The sequence below is a fragment of the Anaerosalibacter sp. Marseille-P3206 genome (assembly GCF_900155565.1).
GTDB lineage: Bacteria > Bacillota > Clostridia > Tissierellales > Sporanaerobacteraceae > FUHM01.
The window spans coordinates 2226460-2245944 of sequence record NZ_FUHM01000002.1 but is presented as its reverse complement, the minus strand read 5'-3'; the positions used below and the strand labels follow the sequence as shown (position 1 = coordinate 2245944).

Here is a 19485-nt window from a genome sequence, read left to right as displayed (position 1 = left end):
TTGTTGTATATGTTATTGTTTGAAATATAGTATAAATATATACACAAAAAGAAAAAACCAAGGTATAAGTTAAAACATCTCATACCTTGGTTATAGTTTACTTATTCTATTGAATTTATTCTTTCTATAACAGCATTTTCAATATCTAAAATCTTTTCTTTGGATTTTACTTCACAGTCAGCCTTTGAATATATATATATCTTAATCTTAGGCTCTGTACCAGATGGTCTTACAGCATACCAACTGCCATCATCTAAGTAATATTTAAGTACATTAGAAGGTGGAGTATCTGTTTTGTCATTTAAATAGTCAATTGTTCTATTAAGATTTATTTCTCCAATAGTTTTAATTGGTTTAGCCCTAAAAGAGTCCATTATCCTCTCTATCCTACTTTTTCCTTCCAATCCTTCTAAAACTATTGAAATAAGTTTTTCACTATAATATCCATGTTCTTCATATAGTTCATGTAAAACATCTAAAAGTGTTTTACCTCTCTTCTTGTAATATGCAGCCATTTCTGCTAATAACATACTAGAAATCACTGCATCTTTATCCCTAACAATTGTACTATAAACATACCCTATACTTTCTTCATATCCAAATATAAAAGTATGTTCACCTGTTACTTCAAATTCATTGGCCTTGCCACAAATATGTTTAAAACCTGTAAGGGTCTCTATTGTAGTGACATCGTATTTATTAGCTATAGCTTTACTTAAATCACCTGTAACTATTGATTTAACAATACATGCATTTTCAGGAATACTGTTTTGTGCATGTCTAGATTCTAAAACATAATTAACTAGTAATGCTCCAGTTTGATTTCCATTTAAAGCTATAAAATCTCCATTTTCATCTTTTACCATACAAGCAACCCTATCGCAATCTGGATCCGTAGCAATTAATATATCTGCATTTTCTTTTTTGCCAAGTGCTTCTGAATACTTAAAAGCTTTAATATCTTCAGGATTAGGATATCCAACCGTAGAAAAATCAGCATCTGGATTTTCTTGCTCTGGAACTACAATGACATTTGTAAAACCTCTCTCTTTTAGAACTCTTCTAACAGGAATATTTCCAGTTCCATTTAACGGACTATATACAATTTTTATATTATTATCTATATCATCATTTAATGAAAGTTTTTTCACTTTTCCCAAATATATATCATCTATTTCACTACCTATCATAGTCAAAAGGCCACTTTCAATAGCCACATCAATATCCATAAGCTTTATCTTTGAATAATCTTCAATTTTATTAATATTATCTAATATTTCTTTGGCAATATCATCTAATATCTGAGAACCCTCTTTCCAATATACCTTGTATCCATTATAGTCCTTAGGATTGTGACTTGCTGTTATCATAATACCTGAAATAGTTTTTAGTTCTCTTATGGCAAATGAAAGTTCTGGAGTAGGTCTTAAATAATCAAATAAGTACACTTTTATTCCATTGGCAGTAAGTACCTGTGCTGCAATACTTGCAAATTCCTTTGAATAATGTCTTACATCATATCCTATAGCTACTCCCTTATTCATAGCTTCCTGGCCATAGGATATTATAGTATCTGCCAAACCTTGAGTTGCTAGTGAAACAGTATACCTATTCATTCTATTGGTTCCAGCACCTATTATACCTCTAAGCCCTGCTGTACCAAAAGTCAAACTAGTATAAAACCTATCTTCTATTTCTTTTTCATCATCTTTTATAGCAAATAATTCCCTTTTAGTTTCTTCATCAAAAAAAGGATTGTTTAACCATTCATCATATCTTTTTTTATATTCCATTCTCTAACCTCCTAACAAATCTAAAACAATATTATACTTTAAATTATAAACAATATATACCATAATGTCATCTTTTACATAGCCTATTATATAAATATTACCCTTAAAAAACTATTTTATTAACCCTTTTAAATCATATACTTTGAAATAATAAAAGCTTTGATTATTTAATCAAAGCTTTTAAGTATTATAATATTATTTAATAGATTTAAGTCTAGCTATATCTCTCCAGTTACTTGCGGTTATCATTTCAATTTGGGAAATACTTTCTTTCATATCTTTGATATCAACACTCATTTCATCTAATTTTTCATTTGTAACTTCACGATTATCATATAAACCTCGAATTTTATCGGATATTTCAGTTTCAATTTTTGTTTCAATTCTTCTAATATCATCTTTTAATTCGTTTCTCAAACTACCTATGTCTTCTTTCAATTCACTACTGACATTGCCTATGTCTTCTTTCAATTCGCTACTGACATTGCCTATGTCTTTTTTTAATTCACTTCTAACACTACCTATATCTTCTTTTAATTCACTTCTAACACTACCTATATCTTCTTTTAATTCACTTCTAACACTACCTATGTCTTCTTTCAATTCACTTCTAACACTACCTATGTCTTCTTTCAATTCACTTCTAACACTACCTATGTCTTCTTTCAATTCACTACTGACATTGCCTATGTCTTCTTTCAATTCACTTTTAGTATCTTGAAGTTCGATATAGATTTTTTCTAGTAGGGCATATAATTTTTCTTCGTTGTTCATTTTTTACCCCCTTATTTCTCAGTATTTCTTTTCTCTTTATATAGATTATATTAGATATAAATTAATAAAACAATATAAAACTTAAAAAGGGTGAAAAGTTAAACTATATTTTCTAACCTATAGCACCTTAAATCCTAATTTTGAATAATCTATATTAGGAGGTGACCCAACATGCCTTGGCAAACAACTATGCGATATTTGATAAATAAACCTGTGGGAGTATCTCTAGTTAACGGTACAGGTGTTTCAGGAGTACTATGTAGTATAACCCATAATGAAATATACTTGATGGAATATTTATATCATACTCAATTTGCAATGAAACACTATCCCCTAAACCAAATTCAAGATGTACTTCCATTTCCACCATGTAGAACTCCAAATCCACCACTTTACTAGCTCACTAAATATGTAATTCTCTGAGGAAGTAGCTTAAAACACTTCTTAAATATAGATTTATAAAAAAGGCTCCTATCCAAATATTATAAGGAAACCTTTTTTGAAACTCATTTCGAAAAGTTGTATACTAGGGAAAACTGAACTTTCCTATGAGTTATAAAAAAACCAGTAGGCTCTTTAAAATGTAACCCTACTGGTTTTTTTATTAACATAAACAACTTTAATTATCTGTCACAAAGAGTGGTAAACAAAACGTCCTCAATAAATTAGTAGATATTTTTATTTATTTTCAATTAATACTTTTGGTTTACTTTTGATTCCCTTTACTCCAAGATTGCCATAAATTTCACTAACTGTTCCTGCCGTAATAAATGCATCAATTTGTTCTTTTTTAATAAATTCCATAAGATAAGAAAATTCATTTCTTGTCATTATACTTTGAATTTCAAAGTTGTCCTGAGATCCTAATCCCCCTTTAATTGGATATAATGTTGCACCTCTATGCATATCTTCTATTATAAATTTACGAATCGACTGGTAATCCTTTGAAATAACACAAACCCTTTTTCTAGAATAAAATCCTATCGTGAAGTGCTCCAATATCAGCCCATTTAGATAAGTTCCAATTAATCCTATGATTACCGTCCTTATATCATACACAAAAATAGCAGTAAAACAAATAATTGCTCCTGCAATAGAAACTGATGCGCCTAAATCAATATGAAAATATTTACTTACAATTTTAGCTATAATATCTAAACCACCAGTTGATGCATTGCGTCTAAATAAAATGGTTTGTGAAAAACTCAAAAGCAACACAAAACACAAAAGATCTAGCCACTGATCTTGCATCAATGATTGTTCAATTGGACATAATTTTTCTAGTATTGCAAGCATAGGTGACAAAATCAAAGCTGCATATATAGTTTTAACACCAAATTCTTTCCCGATAAGAAAGTAAGATAAAATCAATAAAAATGCGTTTATAATAAAAATTAATAATGACAATGGTATTGATGTAAGCAAATTAATTACTATTGATAAACCAGTAATAGAACCAACAATTAATTTACTCGGTATCAAGAAGAAATGTACAGCTAATGCTCCAATAAACATACCTATTGTTAAAATTGGCAAATCCTTAATAAAAGACTTTATCCTTTCACTCATTTTATCTCTCCTCATATTTAAAGCTAACCATTTCTTATTTGCAAATATGATTAGCTTGTTATAATATAAACAAAGAATTGTTACAATATTAATTGTAACATAAATTCTTATATTTCAAAATCAATAATTTAAAATTTTTCAAAAAACTAACAAAACCCCTTGAAATCAAGGAGTTTCTATTGTATCAATATTATAGTTCTTTTATGTCTGTAAACTTAAATTGTGCACCTACCTATTTTAACTTATTTCATTTCTATCTTATTGTATGTTTCGACAAAAAGCGGGGTCTACCTGGTACCTTTGCTCGATGAAAAGATGAAAATAAAGAGGTGGCAAACAAAACGTCCGAGGCCACTGAAAAACGATGTAATAATATGTAAGATGAATTAAATATAAAATAGATAAGCAAAATCCTCCTTAATTTGGTATAATGTAATTGATAAGAAAACATAACCAAAAGGAGGATTTGCAATGCTTAAAGGCAAAAATAATCAATTAAGCATCTACTCAATATTATATAATAAAATACCAGAAAATCATACATTAAAATTAATAAATAAAGCTATAGACTTAAGTTTTGTAACGAAACTACTTGAAGTATCATACAACAAATACTATGGAAGGCCAGCTAAGGACCCTGAACTTATGATTAGACTTTTGATATTACAGTACTTGTACAATTTGTCGGATGAAAAGCTAATTGAAGAATGTTCATTAAACTTATCATATATGTGGTTTTTAGGAATAAATCCAGATGAGGATTTGCCGGAGGCAAGTTTACTATCTAAATTTAGAGTACATAGATTAAATGATATAACATTAGACGAAATTATAACTGAAATTGTAAGACAATGTGTAGAAAAAGGGATAATAGAAAATACTGGTATTAGTATTGATGCAACTCATACAGAAGCTAATACTTTTAAGGCTACTCCTGAAAGAGTAATGAAATACTTAGCAAAGAAAATATTTAAAACTTATGAAGAAGAATCGGGAAAACTACCTGAAAATATAGATAAAGATATTCCAGATTACAAACAAATTGAAGATCATAAAGAAGCAAAGAAAACTATGAAGGATTATCTTGAAAAAGAAATTAAAAAAGTTGAAAACATTGTTCATCAAGAAGAAAATCCTAAAACAATAATGATTTTGGAGAATGCAAAAGAAATATTAAAAGATCCAAAATTCTTAGAACAAAGAGGAGTTCGATCAATTGTTGACCAAGAAGCAAGAGTCGGACATAAAAGTAAAACAGAACGTTTTTTTGGATATAAAACAGAATTTATGATGACAACTGATGAGAGGATAATAACAGCGGTAACAGTAAAAAGTGGAGAATATGTAGATGGAACAAATTTTGATAAGTTAATAGAATTGACTAATCAAACAGGTTTAAAAGTAGAAGAAGTATTTGGAGATAAAGCATATTTTAGAAAGCCGATATTAGATAAAATAAAAGAAATGGAAGCAAAAGCATATATCCCAATAAGCGAAATGGCATATAAGATAGATGAAGAAATATTTAGTTACAACAAAGATTCAGATGAATGGTTTTGTAGCGAAGGAAACATAACAATAAGAAAAAAACATAGAAAAGACAAAAGCGGAAAAGAGACATATAAATATTACTTTGAAAAGGAAAAATGCAGGAATTGTAGCAAAAGAGAAGAGTGTAAAACTGGCAAAAATATTGGTAAAATTCTTGAAGTAGGTATAAACACTCCTGAATTTTATGGATACAGTCAAGAACAAAAAACAGATGAATTCAAAGAAAAATATAAAAAAAGAGCTTGCCATGAAGGGAAAAATGGCGAAATGAAAAATAATCATGGATTAAACCGTGCTCGGGGGTATGGTTTAAGAAGCATGTCCACACAAGCAAAATTAACTGCAATAGCAGTTAATTTAAAGAGGATAGCAAGTATACTATCCTCTAAATTCTCTTTTATTATGAAGTTTTTTAGATTTAAATTGGTATTTTATTAGAAAATAATTATTTTAGGATTAAGGTGTTATTAAAAGGGCACTTTTTCAGTGGCCTCAAAACGTCCCTTTGCCACCTTTGGAATGTTTTTAAATTAATTTATTTGTATATGGTATTTCTTTTATTTTTTGTTTTGCCATACAAATTAATAACAAGGAGCAACAAGCAATATATTGGAATCATTAATAGTAAAATGGCAAAAAAGTCCCGTTGCATCGAATAGGATGTAGTTTCAAAACCTTTAATACAAAAGTGTGCAATAATATAAGATACAGGTAATAAGAAAATTTTTTCTAATATGGTTTTCTCTTTACCTTTTTTCCTACACACATATAATAAGATTCCAAATACAGTTGCTAATGCCATAGCTAATAGTAAATAATATGCAAGGGCTAATCTAGGTAGTGTAAGCACACCGCCATTCCCTAGCAAATTTACTCCATAAATTAATCTGTCCCCACTTCCATCAGTTGAATAATAATATATGGATATAACATCTTCATCATCTGGATTTAATATTATGCTTTGGGCCTTATTTTTAGAAATATACTGATTCCAAATATTATTCCAAGTAGTTATATGGTAGACATAGCCTCTATTATTCTCTAATTTATGAGATTCAATATCATATCCTGCTACATTATCATCAAAATTAATTATAACTTTCCCATCTTCGTCATCCTTTATGGATAAAGTTTCATTAGAATAGGGCAAGTATTCTGGTGATGTGAGGTAGGCCATAGTAATTATTACAATTGCCAATACTAGTACAATAGTTAAAGCAATTATTTGGACTCTTTTATGAAAAAGTTTCTTTTCTACTTTTTTAAATGGCTCTATATCAGTATTTATTGGAAGTTCTTTAGGATTTTGAATTGCTTCCAATTGTTTTTTACAATCTGTGCATGTTTTAAGATGTTCCTCTACAAGAAAATTAGTATCATCACTTGTAAGCCCTTCCGCATATAAAGGCAAAAGATCCTCAATTACATCACAGGTAATTTTCATTAATAATCCTCCATTTCTTCTTGAATTTTCTTTCTAGCCCGGTGATAAGTGACACAAGCCCAATTTTCACTTTTCCCAAATAAATATCCTATTTCTCTAAAGCTTAATTCACTAAAAATTCGTAGTGAAAACACCTCCTTATAGGGTTCCTTAAGCTTATGCAAAATTTCATGAATTTTTATTGAATCCTCTTTGGAGACAATTGATTGTTCAATATTAATTTCACTTATATGCTCAGGTTCTTCATCTGTATATATAATTTTCTTATTTTTTCGTAAATAAGAATAATAACAATTCTTTGCAATTTGACATAACCATACTCTAATATCACAATCTCCTTTAAAAGTATCAATAGATTTAATGGCATTAATAAAAGCTTCAGAGGTAATATCTTCAGCTATATGCTCATCTTTGGATAAAGATAATATATAAAGATATACATCCTGGAAATAAGCTCTATATAGACTTTCTAATTCTGTCACTTTCTCACCTCCTATTTATAAGACGCAGAAGTTTAGATTATCTTACAAAGTTTCTTAAAAAAAATATTATCTTTCTATTTTTTACAACACATATTCTGACAAACAATTATATCAATGGATATAAATATCTCAATTTAAAATCATCCTATCAGATGATATTCATTATATCCTCTCCTTTATTTTAATTATTTGATTTTATTTTTAAGCTTCTATAATAGCATCTGTAGTTGGTCCCTGATTTTTTCTACATTTATCACAAATATATCTTAGGTTTAAGTCATACTCAATAGTTACTATTCCCATTTGCTTGGCTTTCATATTTTATTTATAAATTATACACCAGATTGTCAATAAAATTAGGTCAATATAAAGAATTCTTTTTCCCTTATTTCGAATCTTGTTATAACCTACCATCTGCGCTGATGGTTGATAAGGTTCCAAGTGTGTACTAGGTTCGATTGATAATTGCTCAACCTTCTAAAGCTAATCTCTTAGGGCTTTTTGTTTTAAATATAAAAAAAGCACCTCTAATTATTTTTGAGATGCTTAGTATTATTCACGAAAGTTCATTAATGGTATTACAAGAGGAGGTAAATTCGCATCAATACAGATTAACGACTATCCCCTTCCTTTTACACCCTTATCTTGGCGCACTACCTGGTACCTTTACCGCATCTGCATCAATGCACCATTAGCTTCTGGTAATTTACTTCCATTTATATGGTTGATTTTACAAAAACGTTCAAAAAATCTCTGTGCATCCTCACGTTCTCCAGGTTTCTTTTTCAAAGAAACAATATCCTGTAAAATTTGGGCCATCCATATATTATCAAAATAACGTTGTCTTCCTGAATTCCATGTCATCCTAGTAGGAAAACTTTTATTCATATAGTAATTCCAAAAAAGCATCTTATCTGATTCTTGTTCTGAAAGACGAAGTCTGTACTCTGGATGAGCTAGAATATATCCATCCTTACATGTCTGTCCATTAAAACCTTCCTCTGCCATAAATACACCTAAGATGCGTCTATCCTTTTCTAGCATATTAGGTTCTCTTCTAGTTAAAAGACATCCGCTTTTCCAATTCATTCGAGCCAGTCTTCTTGGCTGTCCTTTGTTTTTCCCACTTTTAACTTCCCCTATAAAAATCCTACCATCTGTGAAAATTTTATCCTCTTCTCCTGCTTCACACCAGAAGACGGCTTGTTGTTTAGGATTAATTTTACGACTTTGCATAGGTTTTTTCTGATCTAAAATATGTTGACGTTCCCGTTCTAAAGCTTTCTCCTTTCTGAGCCTTAATTTTTCTTTCTTTTTTTCTTCTTCTCTTTTTTGTATTTTCATCTTTACTAAATTAACCGCTTTTTGATCAACAAGAGTCATATATTTTGCAAATACATCAGGAAAAACGAACTTTTTAGCACCTGATTCAAAATCTATTTTTATATAATTATCATTATAGTTGACCACACTTCCTTTACCAAAAGTTTCATGTATTACTTCCTTATCAACTAAATACATTAACTTATACCCCTCCATTTTATATATGCAATCTTTTATAAAAGCCATTTTATTCTATTTATATTTAATTTTAACCTATTCTTACCAATATTATAACACTAAAAACAAAATAGTTCAAATTTTCTATTGACACAACTATGTTCTTTATTATACAATATATTGTTTAAATAAAAACTGAGGTTTTTTTAGTTAATCTATCATATATATCAGGATGTACGATTTTAAATTCTTCTGCTGGCATAAGTTCTAATAACCATTTAGTATACCACCCTGCTGCACAACCTGCATCTAAAAATTTCTTACCTCTAACTTCTGGAAGTAATGATATAGTTGCAGGCCTTTCATAACCGTTCTAATACTAAACATTTATATATATATATAAATTACTTTAATCATATCTTTTTAGTTTCCTTTTTTCTATCAAATATATTACCTAATTTCTACCAGATTTTATCTGAAATGAAAAATAACCCACTAGTCTAAGGCTTTATAACCTTTAAACCAGCAGGTTCTGATTTTTTATGATGATTATTGTTTCCCCCAAATCAACAATATGGTTTACCTTTCCCTTTATTAAATTAGCCTTGCAAAAAATGCAATTCATGATCCTGCCTCCATGGATCTATTTTCCTATTACTCTAATTGCCTTAATTGTATTATATAGTAAACACTAATAATATACTATTCTTATTTCCTAAGTATAAAAATCCTATCTAAATTTTATCTCCATAATGTGAAAATGTAAACCATTTATAACTATCAAAGATTGGTGCTATATTATTAGTAACAATATCATTTTTTCAACCATAAATATTAGATTATACTCCACAAATACTCTCCCTTTCTTCTATACCATTCATTCCAAAATGCTATATATCCATTTCTTTCAAATTCATCTTCTGGTATATTTTTAGGTAAAGACTTTTTATAATAATCTTCCACTATATCAACAAAACGCAAAATTTCATCCTTATATTGGAAATAATAAACGAATACAGTATTTCCCTTTTCAGTAATAAGCTTGACCATTCCATCTTCATGTAGAACAGCCCAATCAACTCCATTATCACATCCCATGATATCTACCTCATCTAAATTTTCATTAGGAATCATGAAAAAACCACAGCAAGGTAGCATTTGTTCCCCTTTTGTTGGTAAGTGATCTTCAGATAATGTTTTTAACATTCTAAGAGCTGCTGCACTTGCTGTACAAGAATAGGATAATTTTTCTTCTCCTATAGTAACTGTTATATCTCCATGAAGACATAAATCATTAGGATCATCCTTTATTTCATTCATCCAATAAAGACTGTTTACTTCTATTTTGAATTTTTGATAATCAAGTGTAAAAATACTATCATGAAATTCCTTACATACATTAGTAAGATGTTCTTCTTTTGGAGCAAATAAAACAATTCCCCTATCATCATATAAATGGAAAATGCAACCACTATTTATATCTATAATAAAAACAGATGAGCAAAGATCCATTTCCCCACCTACATCTGATAAAATTATCTCTCTAAATAATTTCTGTATATTTATTTCTTTTACATGATACAAATGTCTTATACAGGTATAAACTTCACAATCTTGATGTATTGGTAAATCATCCTTACATATAGGATATTGCCATTTTAATTTATATGTATCATATTGAATTATATCAGTTAAAGTGCTCTCTAAGAATTTCTTCTCTTTTTCATTATCTTGTCCAAATAAATTATCATAAATAATTAAAAGATTATCACTATAATTTATAAATGTATATATTTCTATTGCTTTTTGAAGACATTCTTCCACACATAATTCATTTAAACTTCCATCTTCTAGATACTGATACTTTTCACTTAACTCATCAATATGAAGCATATATTTATAAGTTAGTCTATTTAAGACTTTGTTTTCTACTCCATATTGTTTTAAAATATTACTTAAAATATCCTTTGGTTTTCCTTTGACTTTCAAGATTTATTCACCTAACTTTATTATATCATTGGAGGTATTTTCTGTTTAATGCTGGAAACTTTTTAGAACCACCTGTTTAGCAGGGGGTATTCATAAACCAATAAAAAAATTCTTACGCCTTAGCTAAATCTAAAATTATATTACATCAACTCTACAACTTGGAATTTATCTATTTATGTAAGGCATAATCATTATAACAAATGAAATTATATCCACAGTGTGCAAGCATACAACTCAAAATTGAATCTGTTTTAATGAAAAGAATCCGAAGTATAATTCCACAAATAAAAGCAGACAACGTCTGAACCATATTAAAATGTAGCAGTGCAAATAGAGTCGCCGATATTAATAGCGCTGTGCTAATTCCATAAGAGTCTTTCAATCCACCTAATACAAATCCTCTCATAAGTATTTCTTCAATAACAGGTGCAATAATGCATACTTGCAGGAAACTAGTAATCGGTGACCTTAATAACGATTGTATTGTATCTTGATACGCTTGCTCACTAGCAGGATATAGATTTTCAAATATTGGGTCAAAACATTTATCTAAAATAAAATAGTATAGAACAGCCAACTGCTAAGAGAATATTTATAATTGTAATATTCTCAAAAGCTCTAACTTTATAACCTGTTTTATTACAAAGCAAAATGATAAATCCTATAACAGAAACTATAGTGAAAATAATATTTAAATAATGCGAATATTCGGGCATGATTTTTCGCCATATATAAACATCCAGAAAAGTATATAGCTACCCATAAAAATGCTGTAGCCATGTTTAATCCTATTTTATTCATACATTTCTCCTTTTCAAATTACTATTTATTAAGTTATTTTACATCTTTCATATATCGCACACTTTCTTACAGATATACATCAATCATCTTAATCACGTATCCTTGATTTCCTTTATTCTATCAAATATATTAACTAATTTCTATTAGATTTTATTTGAAATAAAAAACAACCCACTAGTCTAAAGCATTATCTCTTTAAAACCAGTGAGTTTTACTTTTTATAAACCTTAATTATCCTATTCTACATAATTATTTTTCTTTGACAGGAATCCAAATTTCACTATAATAGTTTTCATCCTGATTACCCTTTGGATAATCAGCTATATTGGTATACATTTCAACATTATAACCTGCTGCAATTTCGTAATCTCTACAATTAGGCAGCCATTCTGAATAGATCTTTTTATTCACATCCTGCAAAGATTTTGGCAATGCACCCTTACAAGCAAAAATAGCCCATGTATGTTTAGGTATAACCTTTGTAACAAAACCATCAGGTATTTCCAAACATGGATTATAATTATCTGCAATTAAGTACTCGAATTCATCTGAATCCACCATGCTCTCATCTATACATATCCCGTACATTCCACATACAAACTTACCCTTTCCTGTTTGATAATGCTCTGTCCAAAACTGTGGAATTGTCATAGTTGCATTATCATACTTAAACATCCTTGATACACCCATAATAGTGAATGAATCTTTTTCTACAATTTTGTAATCCATAATATAACCACCTTCCAATGAGAATTTGATTTTTAGTGGGGCAAATGATTTAACCATTGCTCCATCTTTTCGGACTGCAGTAGGTGTAACACCATGAAATCGGGTAAAAGCCTTTGTGAAACTATCTGCTGAGGTGTAGCCATATTTCACTGCAATATCGATAATCCTTTTATCAGTAGAAATAAGTTCACTACCAGCAAGCGTAAGCCTACGTTGTCTAATATACTCTCCAACCGTAAAACCACAAAGCATTGTAAAACCTTTTTGGAAATAAAATGGAGATATAAATGCTTTTTCTGCAATATCCTCTATTGAAATTTCTTCTGTGATATTATCTTCAATATAATTAATAGCCCTACCAATTCCTTCAACCCATCCCATATTTATCACCCCTATCTGTAAATATATCTTATCTCTTATCAAGGGATTTTTCCCGACTTTTTGTGTTATGTTTTGTCTTTTTAGAAGTATACTTCTTATAATTTTTTTGTCATATATACTATTCCAGGAGTATACCCAAGTTTTCGATTTAATTCCATCATACTATTATTCTTATAATGTACTGTTGTTTCTATTGTTTTTATTCCTCCAATCCGACACCATTCCTCCAATATTTTTTTTAGTTTTGTAGCTACCCCCTGGCCCCTATAATCCTCTGTTACATATAAAGATAAAATCATAGCACTATCTTGAGATTTCTCTTGTTTGCAAGCCCATATAAATCCCTGTATATGGCCTAGTTCATCTTCCGCAACAACAAGTAACAAATCTTCATTTCTTGTATTTTGAATTTTTAGTACTGTTTCTTCTATTTCTGCTGTTGTAACTTTATAATCTGGTATCCATAGTTTTGGTGTGAGATTATGCCATTTTGCAATCTGCATTAAAAGCAATTCTGATTTCTTGTCGATATTACTACTATCAAGCTCAATTTTTCTATAATTCATTATTAAGTCCTCCAAACATCGATATTTACGCAATTTTATTGAATTGTCTATTATTTTAACTATACAATAGATCCATTATTTTAATCACATATCCTTGATTTCCTTTATTTTATCATATATATTAACTAATTCCTACCAAATTAAAACAAAAAATAACCCACTAGTCTATGGCTTTATCGCTTTTAAACCAGCAGGTTTTAATTTTTATAATATTTCCTGTTTAATTTTAGTTCCATCCTCATCTTATGCCATTAAGCTACCATTTCATCATAATTTACAATAAATACTTCCGCCTTGTTTTTCTTTATTTCATCTACCATAGATTCTATTTCTAGGGCCGTTTTAGTATCCAAGTAATATTCACCACACTGATCACAGATGTTGGCAGGCACATTTTTTATAATGATTATTCCTTCCCTTAAATCAACAATATGATTTACCTTTCCTTTTGTTAAATTAGCCTTGCAAAGAATGCAATTCATATTTACCTCCATGGATCTATTTTCCTATTACTCTAATTGCCTTAATTATATTATACTGTAAATAGGAATAATATACTATTCTTATTTACTAGATATAAAAATCCTATCTTAATTTTATCCCCCAAAAACAACAAAACCCCTTGAAATCAAGGAGTTTCTATTGTATCAATATTTAAGTTCTTTTATGTCTAATGACTCCAATCTTAATACAATTTAGCAATATTCGATTAACGCTAAAAGGTATATTAACGCTAAATTGTGCACCTACCTACAAAGGCTTTTTTATATATATTCTAGTTTATAGATAACACATAATTAAAACAATTCATCCAGTAGAATAAAATATTTGATTTTATTCCAATCTGGTACTATATTTAACTCCTCAAAAAGTATTGAGGCATCAAACCCTTCATACACCTTTCCTCCATACTTTCCATCATAGTTATGCTGTAAGCTTCTATAACAAAGAGCAATATCCTGGTATTTATCGGCAATACCGCTTCTCCCTAAATCTATAAAACCATTAATTTTATCATCTTTAATAATAATATTGGGCAGACAATAGTCTCCATGAGAAAATACAAGCTCTTCATCTGGTTTGTTTTCCTTTAACCATTGTAATAATTTTTCTGGACTTTCAAACCCTTCAGCCCCATAAGTTGTGGGCTCTGCATCTTCCATATCACAAAGGTTATTTCGAACACGAAACTCAGCCTGTCTTAATTTATTGTCAATTGAATTATTAAATGGACATTTAGATATGTCAACACCCCATAGCATTTTCAAGCCATCCGCTAACAATTTTACTAAATGCATTGGATTTTCAAGTAGTTCTGATGAACATGACATCTTGCCTTTAATTCTGCTCATTAGTAGATAGTTTATCCCATTATGCTTTTCAAAACATAAGACTCTTGGGACAGGAAGTTTATCAGATATCCATGACATCATTATGTGCTCATTATCTGATTCCTCCTGTTGCTTTTCAATCTTTAATACCATATCTTCAAAGCAAATCACTTTTGCGTTTGACATTCCGATTGTATCTATTGAATAAGGTATGCCCCCAATTATCTCTTTTATCTTATTTGGTTGGTTCAATGCTATCCTCCTTAAATCTATATAATACACATAAAATAAATGATGTTCATTACTCTTATAATTATTTTGTCCTTTAAAATTAAGTAATTTGAATTTAATCAGCTTTGTATAATCCTTACTTTATTGGTTTGCCAATTTCTTTATCTAATCTCCATTGTGGGGCAACTCCATCATCCCCCCAATACTCATTAAGAGATATGATTTTATCGTCAATAAATTCAAAAAATGAAGTTGCATGGAAAGAGGCGCTATTATCTGACAGCCAAACCCTTGTAGCTGTAATTCCTAAATTCCCTACCAATTCTATTCTTTCAACCTCACCACACCAATCTCCTGGATACTCGCAATTTGCTCTTATATATTCTTCTACTGAAAATTGTTCATTTGTATTATGCCATTTAATAGTAGCATTAGATAAAAAATAGTTCTGTAAATTGTTTGCATTTTGGTTAGCAACATCTTGCCAGAAATCTAAAATTATTTGTTTTCTATTCAATCTTAGCACCACCTATTATATTAATAATTACTGAACACATAATTTTACATATATACATCAATTATTTTAATCACATAACCTTGATTTCTTTTATTCTATCAAATATATTAGCTAATTTCTATTAAATTTTATTTGAAATAAAAAATAACCCGCTAGTCTAAGGCCTTATAACCTTTAAACCAGCAGGGTCTAGTTTTTTATGATAATTCCTGTCTAATTTCTGTTCCATCCTTGAAGTGGAATGTAATATCATTTTCAATAACTACCTTATCTATAGTAGATGTCCATAAAGCTTCATCGAAATCTGTTAAAATTGTTTCTTGGCTTTTAAGTCTGTCTATAAAGGTATCTATGCTATCTTTTCTAACTTTGTTTTCTTGATGCTTTTCTTCAACTTCGGTTAATTCATCTTGAGCCTTTTTATATCTTTCAGCTAACTCATTATACTTTTTTGAGTATTCCTTTTGGTCCATAGTCTTTCTAGAATTCTCATCAACCATTTTTCTAAATAATTCTTCTACAACTTCCATCTCATTTTGAATATTAGCTGCCTTCTTTTCAAGCTTTGTTGTGTCTAGAAGTTCTTCTAATATAACTTCATAGCCCGTTATAATTTCTTCTTTATCTTCTATTAAGCTATTAAAAGCTTTTATAAATGCTTCTTTAATCTGGTCTTCATAGATGTGTGGAGTCTTGCATTTCTTTTCATTCTTAAACTTGTAGTTGCATTGCCATATGGTTCTTTTATATTTACTATTTGAGTGCCAAACTTTACTTCCATAAAAGCTTCCACATTCACCACATACTAATTTTCCAGAAAAGCAGCTTCCTCCTGTCTTGTAGCCTTTTGCTTCCTTTCGTTTTTTCATCTCAAGTTGCACTAGGTCAAAGGTTTCTGGTTCAATAATAGCTGGATGGCTATTCTCTACATAATATTGTGGAACTTCTCCTTCATTAATCTTTTTCTTCTTTGTTAGAAAATCAACTGTATAAGACTTTTGTAATAGTGCATCCCCTTTATATTTTTCATTTTGTAAAATGCTTTGTACCGTTGAACTACACCATACTTTCTTTCCTCCAGGAGTTGGTATGTTTTCTTCTGTAAGTTCTTTAGCTATACCTGAAGGAGTCTTTCCTTTAAGAAACAATCTATAAATCTTTCTAACAATTTCTGCTTCCTTTTCTACTATTTTAGGAAGGCCATCCTCACCTTTTTCATATCCAAGGAATTGGCCATATGGAAGGCTTACTTTTCCATCTGAAAATCTTTTCCTATGTCCCCATGTTACATTTTCAGAAATTGAGCGGCTTTCCTCTTGAGCTAGAGAACTCATTATGGTTATTAGAAGTTCACCTTTACTATCCATTGTAAAAATATTTTCTTTCTCGAAATATACTTCAACTCCATTTTCTTTTAATTTCCTTACAGTAGTTAAAGTATCTACAGGTCGAGTAGACGGCTTCCATAATATTTCTATTACTGCCACCCCTCACAGAACCGTACGTGCAGTTTTCCCGCATACGGCTCTTCATAAAAATCATTTATTGCCAAGTAGAAACATATATTTTCGGCTCTACTATTGGGTTGTATTTTAATATATTTAGGTATTTCTCCCAAGTTAATTTCTTTTGACTTCTTCTGTTAAGTGCTATAAACAATTGCCTACGGCAGTAATTTTGAAATCTCCTTAACTTATTATGATTATCAGAAATTCCATAATATCTATAATGACCAATTAGTTTCACATTTAACTTTTCAATTATCTCTGAAGGTTTCTCGTGAAAATGTTCATATAGCCATTGTTTTGCTGCCTGCATTTTTGCTTTAAGCTTTTTACTTGATGTATGATGTATTAGTTTATAGTTTCCTCTTCTATTTACACCATTTAGATGTGTAAATCCTAGAAAGTCAAAAGTTTCTTTGGATTTTTGAAATCTTCCAAATTTCATTATCTTGGTTTTATCTTCTGCTACTTCTAAACCAAATTTTAGTAGCCTTTCTTTAAGTTTAACTAAGAACATCTTAGCCTCCCTCTCGTGTCTAAAACAGCATACAAAATCATCAGCATATCTTACCATACTGGCATAGTAACATTCTTTCTTTATTACCTTTTCAAACCATAAATCAAGCACATAGTGTAGGTAGACATTGGCAAGTATTGGTGATATTAAACCACCTTGTGGAGTTCCTTTATCACTTTCTATAAATTTACCTTCTTCCATTATTCCACTTCTTAGAAATCTTTTAATATATCTAATGAAGTTCTTATCCTCTATATCATGTTCTAAGAATTTTATCATCCATTCATGATTTACATTATCGAAAAATCCTTTTATGTCAACATCAACAATGTAGTTCACTGGCTCTCTCATAATTTTCTTATCTAAATCAAGTATTGCTTGATGACAACTTCTTTTTGGACGAAAGCCATAGGATATATCTAAAAACTTAGGCTCATAGATTATATTTAAAATATCTGCCATAACACCTTGCACAAGTTTATCTTCATAAGATGGTATACCTAATGGTCTTAGTTTGTCACTAGCCATTTTAGGTATATATACTCTTCTTACTGGTTGTGGTTTATATGAAAATCTTTTCATCTTTCCCATTAACTTTTCAAGGTTATCTTCAATATTTTGGTCATATTCTATCTTTGTTATGCCATCTATTCCTGGTGCCTTTTTCCTTATTTGTGCTTTGTGTTTTAGGTATAAAGTTTCTTTGTTTACATGGTGCATTATATTTTGCACTGTTTTATACTTTCCCACTTGTTCAACTATCTTTAAATATTCATTTGTCATTATTTTCTCACCTCTCGTGTGATAATGTTGCCTATTTAAAGGCGATTTCTATGTTAGTCCCTTCCCTCCACGGTCATTACTCGCTTCATTGGTACTATGAACTAATCCGACTTCTTGCATATCTTGTGAATAATCTTGACCTCTTTCATTCTTGTATTATTCATTACCTTTTATGGAATATGCAAGACCTCTCCAGTCCACTAAATATATCAATGTCAAACTCGCCACGCTCTCCGACCCCGACAGAAATAGTATTTTCTTGCCATTAATGATAATACTATTGTTGCCTACTGTAGAAACAAGTACATCGGCTTCTGTATTTATGTTCGCTAACGGGGCTGTATCGCTTCACCCTTTCGGATTGCGGCTCGATTGCTCCTACTGCCTACGCTTAAACCTAGTGTCGCCACTTCGGCTCCAAGGCTGAGTACTGGCGGTTGGCTAGACCTTACCAGACAGGATTCCCACCTGCTATATATTTAGCGTTAGCTGGACGCACTATTCCTAGCGAATCTAGATACCGATTTAGTTATTATAAGGTCAATCTTCCCATCCATTGCATCCTCAATCATTTGATTAAAACCATCTCTATTCTTGGTGCTAGTAGCTGATATCCCTTCATCGGTATATACTCCCACAAACTGCCATTCTGGTTTTGATTTAATATGGTTTGTATAATAATCTCTTTGTGCTTCAAAGCTAGAAACCTGTTCATCAAAATTGGTTGAGACTCTTGCATAAGCAGCTACTTTTTTTCTTAATGGGCCTATTTTCCTTGAAACTTTCATAGCTATTATTCTTGGCAGGTATAACCGTTACCGTTCTTACTACCTCCATGATTTCTCTCCTCCCATTGTTTTAATGCCCTTTCTCTTGCCCCTTGACGAGCTTCTTCATCCCAGCTTTTACTTCGTGGTTTATGCTCCCATGTCCTCTGAATAATTTCCCCATCTCTAAATATAAATTTCAGTATGTTAGAATCACATATCTCTATATGTTCAATTTTTTCATTGAATAGGGTT

At 30.2% G+C, this 19485-nt stretch carries 19 protein-coding genes; 2 read left to right on the top strand and 17 right to left on the bottom strand.

From position 1 onward, the window contains the following. Positions 1–101: 101 nt before the first annotated feature. Positions 102–1793, bottom strand: a complete 1692-nt coding sequence (locus BQ9840_RS12130; RefSeq protein ID WP_077370016.1) for a phospho-sugar mutase — start codon at positions 1791–1793, stop codon at positions 102–104. Positions 1794–1988: 195 nt separating this feature from the next. After that, on the bottom strand, positions 1989–2567 hold the full coding sequence (locus tag BQ9840_RS12125) for a hypothetical protein (RefSeq protein WP_077370015.1): 579 nt from the start codon (positions 2565–2567) through the stop codon (positions 1989–1991). 171 nt (positions 2568–2738) lie between these two features. Between BQ9840_RS12125 and BQ9840_RS12120 the strand changes: the two genes are divergently transcribed. Beyond that, positions 2739–2966, top strand: a complete 228-nt coding sequence (locus BQ9840_RS12120) for a hypothetical protein (protein WP_077370014.1) — start codon at positions 2739–2741, stop codon at positions 2964–2966. A 279-nt stretch (positions 2967–3245) separates the two neighbouring features. Here the strand turns inward: BQ9840_RS12120 and BQ9840_RS12115 are convergent, their stop codons facing one another. Further along, complete coding sequence (locus BQ9840_RS12115; RefSeq protein WP_159436175.1) at positions 3246–4136, bottom strand: YitT family protein; 891 nt, start codon at positions 4134–4136, stop codon at positions 3246–3248. A gap of 471 nt (positions 4137–4607) precedes the next feature. Here BQ9840_RS12115 and BQ9840_RS12110 point away from each other — a divergent pair, with 471 nt between their 5' ends. Beyond that, positions 4608–6125, top strand: coding sequence for an IS1182 family transposase (locus BQ9840_RS12110; protein ID WP_077370012.1), 1518 nt, complete (start codon positions 4608–4610; stop codon positions 6123–6125). Between the two features lie 97 nt (positions 6126–6222). On the opposite strand, the gene BQ9840_RS12105 is transcribed toward BQ9840_RS12110, so the two are convergent. The 14 genes from BQ9840_RS12105 to BQ9840_RS12040 all read right to left on the bottom strand — a co-directional run bounded on the left by BQ9840_RS12105 (position 6223) and on the right by BQ9840_RS12040 (position 19251). After that, positions 6223–7131: a zf-HC2 domain-containing protein gene (locus tag BQ9840_RS12105; RefSeq protein ID WP_077370011.1), complete on the bottom strand. Its 909-nt coding sequence runs from the start codon at positions 7129–7131 to the stop codon at positions 6223–6225. Beyond that, positions 7131–7613 (bottom strand): RNA polymerase sigma factor, encoded by a 483-nt coding sequence (locus tag BQ9840_RS12100; protein ID WP_077370010.1) that lies wholly within the window; start codon positions 7611–7613, stop codon positions 7131–7133. The genes BQ9840_RS12105 and BQ9840_RS12100 overlap by 1 nt, the downstream gene beginning before the upstream one ends. Before the next feature lie 666 nt (positions 7614–8279). After that, positions 8280–9134: a malate synthase gene (locus tag BQ9840_RS12095; RefSeq protein WP_077370009.1), complete on the bottom strand. Its 855-nt coding sequence runs from the start codon at positions 9132–9134 to the stop codon at positions 8280–8282. Positions 9135–9630: 496 nt separating this feature from the next. Then, the gene (locus BQ9840_RS12455) at positions 9631–9738 is read right to left on the bottom strand and encodes a YgiT-type zinc finger protein (RefSeq protein ID WP_200804935.1); all 108 of its coding nucleotides are present in this window, start codon (positions 9736–9738) and stop codon (positions 9631–9633) included. A 209-nt stretch (positions 9739–9947) separates the two neighbouring features. After that, the gene (locus tag BQ9840_RS12085; protein ID WP_077370008.1) at positions 9948–11102 is read right to left on the bottom strand and encodes a DUF3885 domain-containing protein; all 1155 of its coding nucleotides are present in this window, start codon (positions 11100–11102) and stop codon (positions 9948–9950) included. Between the two features lie 169 nt (positions 11103–11271). After that, positions 11272–11679 (bottom strand): CPBP family intramembrane glutamic endopeptidase, encoded by a 408-nt coding sequence (locus tag BQ9840_RS13140; RefSeq protein WP_369800210.1) that lies wholly within the window; start codon positions 11677–11679, stop codon positions 11272–11274. Between the two features lie 473 nt (positions 11680–12152). Beyond that, the gene (locus tag BQ9840_RS12075) at positions 12153–13013 is read right to left on the bottom strand and encodes an AraC family transcriptional regulator (RefSeq protein WP_077370007.1); all 861 of its coding nucleotides are present in this window, start codon (positions 13011–13013) and stop codon (positions 12153–12155) included. A gap of 95 nt (positions 13014–13108) precedes the next feature. Continuing rightward, positions 13109–13579: a GNAT family N-acetyltransferase gene (locus tag BQ9840_RS12070; RefSeq protein WP_077370006.1), complete on the bottom strand. Its 471-nt coding sequence runs from the start codon at positions 13577–13579 to the stop codon at positions 13109–13111. A gap of 251 nt (positions 13580–13830) precedes the next feature. Next, positions 13831–14061: a type II toxin-antitoxin system MqsA family antitoxin gene (locus BQ9840_RS12065; protein ID WP_077370005.1), complete on the bottom strand. Its 231-nt coding sequence runs from the start codon at positions 14059–14061 to the stop codon at positions 13831–13833. 315 nt (positions 14062–14376) lie between these two features. Beyond that, positions 14377–15162: an APH(3') family aminoglycoside O-phosphotransferase gene (locus tag BQ9840_RS12060; RefSeq protein ID WP_158281693.1), complete on the bottom strand. Its 786-nt coding sequence runs from the start codon at positions 15160–15162 to the stop codon at positions 14377–14379. Positions 15163–15277: 115 nt separating this feature from the next. Then, the gene (locus BQ9840_RS12055; RefSeq protein WP_072745489.1) at positions 15278–15658 is read right to left on the bottom strand and encodes a hypothetical protein; all 381 of its coding nucleotides are present in this window, start codon (positions 15656–15658) and stop codon (positions 15278–15280) included. Positions 15659–15855: 197 nt separating this feature from the next. Continuing rightward, positions 15856–17145, bottom strand: a complete 1290-nt coding sequence (locus BQ9840_RS12050) for a recombinase family protein (protein WP_077370003.1) — start codon at positions 17143–17145, stop codon at positions 15856–15858. Between the two features lie 55 nt (positions 17146–17200). After that, positions 17201–18463, bottom strand: coding sequence for a group II intron reverse transcriptase/maturase (ltrA, locus tag BQ9840_RS12045; RefSeq protein ID WP_077370002.1), 1263 nt, complete (start codon positions 18461–18463; stop codon positions 17201–17203). A 485-nt stretch (positions 18464–18948) separates the two neighbouring features. Beyond that, on the bottom strand, positions 18949–19251 hold the full coding sequence (locus BQ9840_RS12040; RefSeq protein WP_097677488.1) for a recombinase family protein: 303 nt from the start codon (positions 19249–19251) through the stop codon (positions 18949–18951). Positions 19252–19485: the final 234 nt, after the last annotated feature.